The sequence below is a fragment of the Bacillus sp. RE35 genome (genome assembly GCF_052146655.1).
Taxonomy (GTDB): Bacteria; Bacillota; Bacilli; order Bacillales; family Bacillaceae_G; genus Bacillus_A; species Bacillus_A cereus.
Genome location: NZ_CP197377.1, coordinates 3,940,947 through 3,952,079 on the forward strand (window position 1 = coordinate 3,940,947; position 11,133 = coordinate 3,952,079).

Genomic DNA, 11,133 nt, shown 5'->3' on the forward strand with positions numbered 1-11,133 from the left:
TTTTCACTTCCAATTAGGTTGCATTTTGTTGCTTCATATACTGAAACATATCAATCATGATCGAAGCAACGGCCAATTGATTTTGAAACTTTTCCACTTTATCTGGTATTGTTTTTTTGAAATGTTGCATCGCCGCTAACTCAAAAGCCTCTTTTTCTTCAGGATTTCGTGTTAATTTTCTATACCAGTACGGTTGCTCTCTAATATAGCGAGATAAATCCTCATCAGCCTTTATAAACTCCATAATTTCTGCTCTCATCATCTTTCCCCCTAATCCTTTTGAAAGAAAAATGGGTTATTTTCTGAAGTACTTTGCTCTTGCTGCGTACGGTTACCTTGAAATTGCTGAATAACTTGTTGCACGCTCCCGATTGCACTCGTCACATTGGCTAAATGGTTCTGCATTTGTTCCACGTCCAACTTTTTAAAAAAAGAAAGCATTTGCCCCATCACATCAGCAGTTTTTTCCTCTTCAGTTCGATTATCTTTTTCTTTTTTATTTTCTTTTACCGAAGAAAACGCAGGCGCTCCATCCGGTCTATAAGTTGCCCATATTGGATCTTCTTCACCAAGTAAGTACCATTCTTCATAAAATTGTTGCCATGTTTTATGACCACTTCTAACCTCATGAACCATTTTAGGGTGATGGTTTACAAATTCTTTAAACTGTTGAACCGATGGATGTAACGGTCCTTTTGTTGTTGGCATAATCCTCACCTCTCCATGTATATCTACTATATAGTAAGAAAAAAAAGGCGCATGGTTCGCCTATTTTTAGACGATTCATGCACCTTTTTTTCTGCTATTTGCATACGGTCAGATTCCCACCTACAATTCAGTGAATACGAAGTAACTAATTTGGTGATGTTAACACCCCACCGCTTACAATTTCACTTTATTTTCGAATAAAGTTTTGTGTATAAAATTTATCGTATACACCAACACCTAATCCTGTAAATTGTTCATTTAATAAATTCTTTCTATGCCCCTCACTATTTAACCAACCTTGCACTGCCGCAATTCCATCACTATGTTGCGCCGCTATGTTCTCACCAGCAAGTTGAAATCCTACTTTCCCGCGCTGCAAACGATCTCCTAGTGTACCTAATGTAGGTGAGTCATGAGAAAAATAATTATTGTCTTTCATATCTTTACTGTGACCAACAGCAACATCTGCTGTTTCCTGATCCCATGTTAATAATGGTAATTTATGACGACTTCGAATGATATTTGTTAAATCAAAAATTTGTTGCATATTCCCATTTTCTACTTGTTTTATTTTTTCTGGAGTCAATGGTTGTTCTGCTATTAATTCACCTGAATAAACGAGCTGATACGGTCTTTGGCGTAATAAAGTTTCATCATCCATATAACGAACACCAATAAGCTCATGTGTAAATTGATCAAAATACAATTGCGCCCATCCATCTTCTACAGGTATTAACGGTTGTTCCATGACTTCGGTATCAGATAGCTCAAATTGATAACTATTTTTCCCTCTTTTTAATGAAATTTCATGCGAAAGCGGACTTTTTTTATATACTTCTTCATATTTTTCATTTATATAATAAGGTGGAACCTTAACTTGTTCACCAGCTGCGTATGCCGTTACAACTTTACGTTCAGAAACTCCAAATTGAACATACTGAGTTAAATCCTGGTTGTATACCCACCATTCATATCCGTATGCAGATGGCTCTATTCGAGAGGGTTCTCCCCACTTCGCTAATAAGTTTTCAGAGTCTTCACCAATCATATTTAAAACAGTGTCTGAGGAGTCTTCCTTAATTTGCTTTTTCTTTTTCACAATTTTATTTTCTTGCTTTGATTGAGATGGGGTTAATATATATTGTGAAACGAGTAATTTCCCGTATAAATCAACAGCTAAAATTAAAAATGTAATCATTACGATACGCAATAATTTCTTCAAACGATATACCTCCTGAACAAAACATAAAATTGAGATATACACAAATCCTTTTCTTTCTTTTTGTGTGTACCGTACTCTTTTCACTATATCATATTTTTGTGAAAAAAGTCTGGATTATCCCTTTTCTCTCAATATGAATTGCACTTTCTTATTATTCATACTATTATAAAAATAATGGTGTAACATTAAAAAAGGAGGTATTATATGCAATTTACAAATACGCAATTTAATGGAGCCGTCGTTGAATTAACTCTTTTAACTGAAATCATGGAAAACAACCACTTCGTACTTGCCGGACAGTGGGATTATGAGCGAGTTACATACGATTATAAATTTGAAATATTAAAGGATGTTTATTATTTACGAGTGCAAGGAGTTGCTGTTGAAGGTGACATTGGCAGTAGACACGCTGAAGTAAAACTACTCCCCCCCTTATTAGGAAAACATTATTATCCTCACGGCGTTGAATATGGTGATGATGAGACTTTCCCAACGAATGTACTTCAAAAAAGCGAACAACTCCTACAAAATGTCGAAAAAGAGTTAAAAGAATTTCAAATTATTGATTAACAAAAACAAGCGCATCAATATGATGCGCTTGTTTTATTTCCCTTCCCTAAGAATGAATCGTTTTTTTACTGGATATCCATAAATAGATCCATCTTTTACTTTAATCTCATCTTCCCAAGGAACCTTATATTTACCTTCAGCTAAATCTTTTACAAACGTATATGGATTTTCTTTCACCCCACCAGGAGTTGCTACATATCCTCTTGAACCTAGATTATATATATTATTTTCCAATCCCCATCCTAATCTAGCCTGATCTGCTAGTTCTGGATATACTTCAGCAGTAACAATCTCCCAAGGATTTCGATGTCCCTGTACTAAAGTAGTCCCATCAAAATTACATACTTGTCCTTCACCAAAGTAATAAAATACGCCATCATAACCCGCTAAGTTTACCGACAATGTATACATTAAATTCTGCCATGCATTTGAACGATTGGTTAGCATCCATTGTTCACTAACTTGTGTACTATATCCAGAAATACGAATTAAGACATTTGCACCTTTATAGGCCGCTTCACGAGCTACTTCAGGGAACATGCCATCATGACAAATACAAACAGCTAATTTACTTCCTCCAGGTCCATCACAAACAGGTAAGCCTAAATCTCCAGCTTTCCAAGGCTCGACTGGCACCCAAGGATTTAGCTTACGATACTTCAAAATCATTTCACCTTGTGGATCAATAATAACTGCTGTATTATATGGCTCTCCACCATCAGGATTTTTCTCCATTATTGAAAAAACACCATATACTTTAGATTCTTTACATGCCTCAGCAAATAAGTCTGTTTCTGGCCCAGGCACTGTGCATAAAAATTCTTCTGTAGTCCATTTTTTTGTATTGAGCCCTTGTGTACTATATTCAGGAAATACTATCAATTCTAAACCAGGGTAACCTGATTTGGTCGAATGAATTGTTTTTATGATTTGTTGAATTTGTTTATCAATGTCTGCACGCGATTCTACTACTGGTACTGGATATTGAATTAGTGCTGTCAAAAAACCACTAATCGGCTTTACCATACTTCCACTACTACCCATTTAAACTCCCCCTTAAAATAGTTCGTGTTTATTAAAGATAACAATATATATTTGTAACTCTCTAAAAAACTTGCACTACATATGGAATTATTACGCATGAAAGCTAGTAGTAAATTTTATCTCCACTTTTAGTACACGCCTACACTAACTTAACATAAAAAATTAGAAAATTCAATCTTTTTAAGGTAGCTAAAACTAAGTAAAAAAAGCGCATGGAATCCCATACACTTTTTTTACTTAGTCTGTAAATACGGCGGCAATTGTTGCAACTGCTCCTTATCCTTTTCACGTTCTCTACGTGCCCATCTAAAGAATACATAGCCTATAATTGTACCGTACACTATTTCCTGGACAATTTTCATTATGATACCACCAGTTTGCTGGTCTTGTACGACTGGCATCCAGTGCAAAAATTCTGGTCCCGTTATATTTAAATCTGATAAAGTGCCCGCTGGTACACATAGTTCCATCGCTTTCATCCAAGCAGCCGGATCCGTATACGTTGCAAATAACGGGGCTGTCGCAAAAATGATTAACGCACAAGCAGGCGTTAATAATATGCCATTAGCAAACATATAACCAAGTTTCTTTATATCACTTAATGTTTGATATTCTGGTAATGGATTTAACATCGGCCACCACATCATGATTGCTGTAAAAAACAATATAGCGAGACAAATAGGATGAGCTATTTGACTTTGTTTTACCGTATCAAAAACAACTGGTAAATGATAAAAAGAAAACAGGCCGTTAAATACAAATAACGCAATAAGCGGTTTAGCAAATGCCTTTAATATAATTTGAACAAACTTAAAAGAAGTAATGTAACGATATAACCAAATTGGTATACCAAGCAACAGTAACGGTGGAACTGCAATATACATGACTGCCATTTCAAACATATGAGCACTAAATATAATATGGCCAATTAAATCAATAGGCCCTCCCTTTACAAAATACAAAAGAACAATACCAGTCGTAAAATAAAAAATTTGCTTCTTACTTACCTTCGTCGCATTTTCAAATCGCATTCTATATGGCCCAATAATTAAGAAGTACCCAATAAGAATCGAAAGCATAAATAATAAAAAGATTGGACTCCATAAAGCCTGAAAACCAAATATCCACAAGTTACTCATTTTCACACCTACCTTCGTAAGGTTATCTCATAATATGAAGAGGGAGCTGTGACAACACAAGCTCCCTTATTTTTCACTTTTCAAATCCACACGATTGTCATAAAAGCTAAAATTGTAATTAACCCTATTAGCAGACCAGAGTAAAGAAAGAAACTTGCTGCTTCATGTCCTTTATGACTCATATGCATAAAATAATACAATTGAAAAATTACTTGTACCACTGCTAATAGTAAAATAAACGGTACAGAGAAAATCGGACTAAAAGTTTTTGGATACGCCACCGCTACAAATGCAACTAATGTTAAAAAAATCATTAATGCAAACGTAATAACTTGATGCCTCATTTCCTCCGCACTTTTTCTCTTCCGATAAACAAGATCAACTTTAGGATTATTCGTTTGCTTTATCGCCATTGTTTATCCCACCATTCCCATTAAATATACTACAGTGAAAATAAACACCCAAACTACGTCAATAAAGTGCCAATAAATCGATGCAACATAAAACTTCGGTGCATTGTATAAATTTAGACCTCTCTTCGCATTTCTAAAGATTAATGTTAGAATCCAACATAACCCAAACAATACGTGGAGTCCATGTGTACCAACAAGAGCATAAAACGCAGAGCCAAACGCACTACTTCTCATAGTATGCTTAAATTCATGTGTATAATGATAAAACTCATATATCTCAAACCCTAAAAACCCTAAACCTAGCAATACTGTTACTAGTAACCAAAGCTGCATTTTCTTAAAGTTAAAGTTTTTCATGTGATACATCGCATATACACTCGTTAAGCTACTCGTTAATAAAAGCATCGTCATAATGAAAACGAGTGGCATTTGGAACATCTCTTGAGATGTTGGTCCACCATTTGTAGAATTCTTTAACGCTAAATATGTTCCGAATAAGGAAGCGAACAACACTGTTTCGCCTCCAAGAAATAACCAAAAACCGACAAACTTATTTTTCCCTTCAAGGGTTGCTTTTTCAGGCTCTGCTGGAAATGTTTCATTCGTTAATTTTTCATCTACATGCATTATGCCTTGCCCCCCTTATCCTCTAAATCTTCTTTATGAATATGATACCCATGATCATCAATTACTGAACGTAGGAACATTGCGCCAAATGTAATGATTAAACCAATAATTGCTACTAATAACCAGAACTTATCTTTTCCGCCCTGCATATACATCGCACCAAATGCCGCTATAAACAATCCGAAAGAAATGACAAATGGTGAAAACGAAGGATTTGGCATATGAATATCACCAACTGGTTCCGCTGCTGTCATCTCTTTATTACCTTCACGTTTTTCAATCCAAAACGGATCTAATCCGCGAACAAATGGTAATTGTTTAAAGTTATATTCTGGTGTCGGTGCTGGCATTGTCCATTCTAATGTACGTGCATCCCACGGATCACGACCAGCTTTTTCTTTTGATACTGTCGTTTTAATTACATTGAATAGAAGAACAATCGTTCCAAGAGCCATAAACACCGCTCCGATGGAACTAATCATATTCCCCATTTCCAACCCTTGCCCTTCAAGATATGTGTAGTAACGGCGTGGCATACCAATCAAGCCAAGGAAATGCTGAATAAAGAACGTTAAATGGAAGCCGATAAAGAATAGCCAGAACGTTATCTTTCCTAATGTTTCATTTAATACTTTATTAAACATCAGTGGCCAATAATAATGAGCTCCTGCAAGTAAACCAAATACAACACCGCCAACGATTACATAATGAAAATGCGCTACTACGAAATAGTTATCATGAAATTGATAATCAGCTGGTGCAGATGCTAGCATAACCCCTGTAACTCCACCCATTACGAATGATGGAATGAAAGCTACTGCCCACATCATTGGTGTCGTAAAACGAATACTTCCGCCCCACATTGTAAAGAGCCAGTTGAATATTTTGATACCAGTTGGAACCGCAATCGCCATTGTTGCGACCGAGAAAATAGCATTAGCAACTGGACCAAGTCCAACAGTAAACATATGGTGCGCCCATACCATAAATCCTAAAAATCCAATTAATACAGTCGCAAACACCATCGATGAATAACCAAACAATCGTTTTTTCGAAAATGTCGCGAAGATTTCTGAGAATATTCCGAAAGCTGGGAGTATAAGAATGTATACTTCTGGATGACCGAAAATCCAGAATAAATGCTCCCATATAATTGTATTCCCGCCCAATGCCGGATTAAAGAAACTTGTTCCAAATAAACGATCTAACATTAAAAGTCCTAATCCTACAGTTAACGGCGGAAAAGCGAATAATATAAGCGAAGATGTTACAAATGTCGTCCATGTAAACATCGGCATACGCATGTACGTCATTCCTGGCGCCCGCATATTAATAATGGTTACAAGGAAGTTAATACCTCCAATTAATGTACCAATACCTGAGATTTGCAAGCCGAGTACATAGAAATCAACACCATGACCTTTAGAGGCTAAAGCTAAAGATGCATAAGATGTCCATCCTGCATCAGGTGCTCCACCTAAAAACCAACTTAAATTTAAAAATACTCCACCAAAGAAAAATAACCAAAATCCGAGTGAATTCAAAAACGGGAACGCTACATCACGTGCACCAATTTGAAGTGGTACAGCGGCGTTCATAAATGCAAACACGAGTGGCATAGCTGCGAGGAAAATCATTGTTGTACCGTGCATCGTTAATACTTGATTATAAGCATCCCCAACAAGAAAAGCGTTGTTAGGAATCGCTAATTGAAGGCGAATAAATAGAGCTTCTATTCCGCCTATTACAAAAAACAATCCACCTGCAATTAAATAGAGAATGGCAATCTTTTTATGGTCTACTGTCGTTAAATAATCCCATATGACAGCACCCATCCCCTGTTTTTTTGCTACAGAACTCACGTTTTCAACCTCCCCTTCGCGAATAATCCCTCTTTACTTTTCAACTTTTAACGTTTGTAAGTATGCATTTAATGCATCAATTTGATCATCCGTTAAGTTGCCATATTTGCCAGTCATTTTGTTTCCTGGCTTCATATTTTCAGGATCTTTCAGCCATTTTTTTAAGTTTTCTTCATTGTTTTCGGCAATACCGGCAACCATATCGCGATCCGCAAAGTTTGCTAAGTTTGGTGCGATACGAGCGGAAGGTGGTCTACTATCATTAGATCCAACTGCATGACAACCAATACAGCTTTTATTAAATATTTCTTGGCCCTCTTGCGCCTTTGTTGAAGCTACTTCTTTCTTCCCATCAATCTTCTTCATATCAGCAAGCCATTTTTTGTACTCGCTTTCATCTAAAGCTTTCACTTTAAATTGCATTAAAGAATGTGATGGGCCGCAAAATTCTGTACAAAAACCATTATAAGTGCCCGATTTATCTGCCTTTAACCACATTTTGTTCACATTGTCTGTATTTGTATCCATTTTCCCTGCTAAAGATGGAACCCAAAATGAGTGTTTAATATCGGCACCCTTCAAATTTAAATACACTTTCTTACCTGTGGGGATGACCAAATCTTGCGAAGTTACTATCTTTTCTGATTTATAAGAAAATTCCCACCAATAAAGATTCGCTGTTACATCAACAACGATAGTATCTTTATCAATATTCTTTTTCTCCATCGCACTTACATCAGCAAGTTTGAATGTATATGTAACTGTTGGAACAGCTAAGATTAGTAAAAGAATAATCGGAATAACTGTCCATATAATTTCTAGCTTGTGATTCCCTTCAACTTGCTCTGGAATATAATCTTCCTGACCTTTCTTTTGTCGGAAACGCACAATTACATATAAGAAAATAATAGTAACTACTAGTACTACTCCTACCATGATTGCACTCGCCAGTAGAAGTAAATCATATTGCATTTTTGCTACTTCTCCTTGCGGAATTAAAGTAGATTGAAAGGCTTTACCGCATCCCCCTAACAGTAAAGCCAGCAGTGAAACGAACGAAAGCAGTCGCCACTGTTTCTTCATACAAACAACCCCCACTTTCCTTGTGAATTAGATTGTACTTTATAGTTAAGTAAAGTAAATCTCAACGTAAAGAAATCCAATTATGTCGTTGTCTTAGAAGAATGTAACTACAATCATTGATACAAATAAGATTGTTAAATAATTTAGGGAATAAACAAACATTTGCACGGACCATTTGATGTCATCTTTCTTACGGAAGCCATAAAATCCTAAAACGATCCATCCGATGTTAAGCAGTGTTGCAATTACCATAAATGTTATCCCTAGTCCACTCATATAAAATGGTAGTGGTAATAAACATACTGTCCAAATCATAATTTGGCGTTTCGTAATTTCAAATCCATGAACTACAGGAAGCATTGGAATTCCTGCATTTCGATATTCATCAACACGTTTCATTGCTAATGCAAGGAAATGTGGGATTTGCCAAATAAACATAATTAAAAATAACATCCAAGCAATTGGATGGCCTAAAGATGGATCGATTGCTGCCCATCCAATTAAAGGAGGAACTGCACCAGATATACTACCTACAACAGTATTTAGTGTATACTTTCTCTTTGTCCATAAACTATATAGAACAACATATGTGAAAGCACCAATAAATCCCATTAAGACTGCCATTGGTGTTGTTAATAATAAAAATACAAAACCAAGAAGTAATATGACTAGTCCAAATGTAAGTGCAAATCCTGGTTTATACTTTCCAGTAACCGTTGGACGGGTCTTTGTTCTTTCCATTAATGGATCGATGTCTCGATCAATGTAGTTGTTTAAACAACATACCCCTGCCATAACTAATCCAGAACCAACGATTGTAAAGAATAACTTATCCAGATTGTCCATTACACTTAATCCATTAAAGTGTAATGCCAACCAAAATCCTGTAAATACAGTAAGTGTATTTGAGTTTACAATCCCCATTTTAACGAGTGCTTTTAAATCTTGTAACCGAGTTGTTTCCGGTACACTTGTAACAGCGGACTCATCATGCAGCTCACTTGTTGCATGGTTCATCACTCTAACCCCCTCTTAAAACTTTCATCTTTCTTTTTGCGCATATTTCAAATGAAATAATTCGCTTCTATATAGCAATATTATTACAGTAGAAACATTGTTAACCCATTCTACTACTAATCTACGCCCATACTCCAATATATTAAATCATATTTCCCGAACATTTTGTGAAGAAAACATGAACTTTTTGTGTCGAATATAAAAAACTTCATTCTGACTTGTCCTTATCATAACATGATGTTACCTTCTATAATAAACTATTTTGTCTTATTTAACACGTATTCTCCCCATTTCTTTTCAAAATAGCCTATTTTTCGCCTAAAATTTTCCTTATGAACCCTGTTTTTACACCTATTTTCTCCCCCTTTCCTTCCCCCTCCATTTCTTTGCTATTTTATTATTTTTTATATATCATAGGAACTAGCGCGTTTTATTCTATACATAATGGAATGAAAATATTTCGCAATAACTTCATAGCAGAAAGATGGTGAAAGAGATTGCAACGCTTTATTAAATGGTTAGCAGTCATTACAAGCCTTGATTTATTAATAGTTTTATTAGGAGGCGCTTTAGTTACAAAAACAGGTTCTGGTCAAGGTTGTGGTAAATCATGGCCACTTTGTAACGGTGAATTTGTTCCATCTAATTTATCAATGGAAACTATTATTGAACTTAGCCACCGATTAACATCCGGATCAGCTGGAATTCTTGTCACTCTCCTTTGTATTTTGTCCTGGAAATATTATAAACATGTGCGTGAAACAAAAACGTTAGCAATTTTATCCTTCGTATTTTTAGTTGCACAAGCATTAATGGGAGCAGCAGCAGTTGTTTGGGGCCAAATGCCAGCTGTACTTGCTATCCACTTCGGTATTTCCTTAATTTCATTTGCTTCTGTCATTTTATTAACGTGTCTTATCTTTGAAATTGACCAAAAATTTGATGCACGTTCACTTATTATGGACAAAAAAATGAAATTTCATATTTATGGTGTAACAATTTACAGTTATATCGTCGTCTACACAGGTGCTTTAGTACGTCACGAACGAGCTAGCTTAGCCTGTCCAGACTTTCCTTTATGTAGCAAAAACAGACCTATGCCAACTCAACTACATGAATGGGTTCAAATGGGCCATAGAGTTGCAGCGATGTTAATTTTCGCTTGGATACTATACGCGATGATTCTCGCTATTCGCCATTACAAACAGCAACCTGTCGTATATTGGGGATGGATCATTTCATTTATCCTTGTTACACTTCAAGCTGTAGTAGGAGTTTTAGTTGTATTTACAAACGCTAGTTTAGCAATGGCATTGTTACATTCTCTATTCATTTCTTGCTTGTTTGCCGTACTATGCTATTTAGTTATGTTAGGAACAAGAAGTAAAGTGAATGCAAAAGAAGCCGAATTAACTTCTAAACAAACAAAATAATTTAAAACTAAAATC

General features: G+C 35.8%; 12 protein-coding genes. 2 read left to right on the top strand and 10 right to left on the bottom strand.

Going from position 1 to position 11,133, the window contains the following annotated elements; all coding sequences use genetic code 11:
• Positions 1–13: 13 nt before the first annotated feature.
• The 3 genes from ACTL4X_RS19930 to ACTL4X_RS19940 form a co-directional block, all read right to left on the bottom strand.
• Entirely contained in the window at positions 14–259 is a 246-nt protein-coding gene (locus ACTL4X_RS19930) for a YlbE-like family protein (RefSeq protein ID WP_001200990.1), read from the bottom strand.
• Between the two features lie 11 nt (positions 260–270).
• On the bottom strand, positions 271–708 hold the full coding sequence (locus ACTL4X_RS19935; RefSeq protein WP_001143346.1) for a YlbD family protein: 438 nt from the start codon (positions 706–708) through the stop codon (positions 271–273).
• Between the two features lie 187 nt (positions 709–895).
• Complete coding sequence (locus ACTL4X_RS19940) at positions 896–1,930, bottom strand: CAP domain-containing protein (RefSeq protein ID WP_000735375.1); 1,035 nt, start codon at positions 1,928–1,930, stop codon at positions 896–898.
• 204 nt (positions 1,931–2,134) lie between these two features.
• Between ACTL4X_RS19940 and ACTL4X_RS19945 the strand changes: the two genes are divergently transcribed.
• Positions 2,135–2,500 (top strand): YugN family protein, encoded by a 366-nt coding sequence (locus ACTL4X_RS19945; protein WP_001160952.1) that lies wholly within the window; start codon positions 2,135–2,137, stop codon positions 2,498–2,500.
• Positions 2,501–2,533: 33 nt separating this feature from the next.
• Here the strand turns inward: ACTL4X_RS19945 and ACTL4X_RS19950 are convergent, their stop codons facing one another.
• From ACTL4X_RS19950 to ctaB, 7 genes are all read right to left on the bottom strand, one after another.
• A complete protein-coding gene (locus ACTL4X_RS19950) occupies positions 2,534–3,544 on the bottom strand; it encodes a formamidase (protein WP_086692348.1) in 1,011 nt (336 codons plus the stop codon).
• A 233-nt stretch (positions 3,545–3,777) separates the two neighbouring features.
• Positions 3,778–4,683: a cytochrome c oxidase assembly factor CtaG gene (gene ctaG, locus ACTL4X_RS19955; RefSeq protein WP_000069023.1), complete on the bottom strand. Its 906-nt coding sequence runs from the start codon at positions 4,681–4,683 to the stop codon at positions 3,778–3,780.
• An 80-nt stretch (positions 4,684–4,763) separates the two neighbouring features.
• Positions 4,764–5,096, bottom strand: coding sequence for a cytochrome c oxidase subunit IVB (gene ctaF, locus ACTL4X_RS19960; protein ID WP_000985706.1), 333 nt, complete (start codon positions 5,094–5,096; stop codon positions 4,764–4,766).
• Between the two features lie 3 nt (positions 5,097–5,099).
• On the bottom strand, positions 5,100–5,723 hold the full coding sequence (ctaE, locus tag ACTL4X_RS19965; protein ID WP_000557861.1) for a cytochrome c oxidase subunit III: 624 nt from the start codon (positions 5,721–5,723) through the stop codon (positions 5,100–5,102).
• Positions 5,723–7,558, bottom strand: a complete 1,836-nt coding sequence (gene ctaD, locus ACTL4X_RS19970; protein WP_153579316.1) for a cytochrome c oxidase subunit I — start codon at positions 7,556–7,558, stop codon at positions 5,723–5,725. Before ctaD ends, ctaE begins: the two co-directional genes overlap by 1 nt.
• A 60-nt stretch (positions 7,559–7,618) precedes the next feature.
• The gene (coxB, locus tag ACTL4X_RS19975; RefSeq protein ID WP_000745268.1) at positions 7,619–8,668 is read right to left on the bottom strand and encodes a cytochrome c oxidase subunit II; all 1,050 of its coding nucleotides are present in this window, start codon (positions 8,666–8,668) and stop codon (positions 7,619–7,621) included.
• Positions 8,669–8,761: 93 nt separating this feature from the next.
• Entirely contained in the window at positions 8,762–9,685 is a 924-nt protein-coding gene (gene ctaB / locus ACTL4X_RS19980; protein WP_001015058.1) for a protoheme IX farnesyltransferase, read from the bottom strand.
• Between the two features lie 497 nt (positions 9,686–10,182).
• On the opposite strand from ctaB, the gene ctaA reads away from it, so the two are divergent.
• The gene (gene ctaA, locus ACTL4X_RS19985; RefSeq protein WP_001188743.1) at positions 10,183–11,118 is read left to right on the top strand and encodes a heme A synthase; all 936 of its coding nucleotides are present in this window, start codon (positions 10,183–10,185) and stop codon (positions 11,116–11,118) included.
• Positions 11,119–11,133 lie beyond the last annotated feature (15 nt).

Bases quoted from the DNA above. Each gene is read 5' to 3' on its own strand.
- ctaE (WP_000557861.1), bottom strand. From the start codon at position 5,723: ATGCATGTAGATGAAAAATTAACGAATGAAACATTTCCAGCAGAGCCT.
- ctaG (WP_000069023.1), bottom strand. From the start codon at position 4,683: ATGAGTAACTTGTGGATATTTGGTTTTCAGGCTTTATGGAGTCCAATC.
- ACTL4X_RS19930 (WP_001200990.1), bottom strand. From the start codon at position 259: ATGAGAGCAGAAATTATGGAGTTTATAAAGGCTGATGAGGATTTATCT.
- ctaF (WP_000985706.1), bottom strand. From the start codon at position 5,096: ATGGCGATAAAGCAAACGAATAATCCTAAAGTTGATCTTGTTTATCGG.
- ctaD (WP_153579316.1), bottom strand. From the start codon at position 7,558: ATGGGTGCTGTCATATGGGATTATTTAACGACAGTAGACCATAAAAAG.
- ACTL4X_RS19950 (WP_086692348.1), bottom strand. From the start codon at position 3,544: ATGGGTAGTAGTGGAAGTATGGTAAAGCCGATTAGTGGTTTTTTGACA.
- ACTL4X_RS19935 (WP_001143346.1), bottom strand. From the start codon at position 708: ATGCCAACAACAAAAGGACCGTTACATCCATCGGTTCAACAGTTTAAA.
- ACTL4X_RS19945 (WP_001160952.1), top strand. From the start codon at position 2,135: ATGCAATTTACAAATACGCAATTTAATGGAGCCGTCGTTGAATTAACT.
- coxB (WP_000745268.1), bottom strand. From the start codon at position 8,668: ATGAAGAAACAGTGGCGACTGCTTTCGTTCGTTTCACTGCTGGCTTTA.
- ctaB (WP_001015058.1), bottom strand. From the start codon at position 9,685: ATGAACCATGCAACAAGTGAGCTGCATGATGAGTCCGCTGTTACAAGT.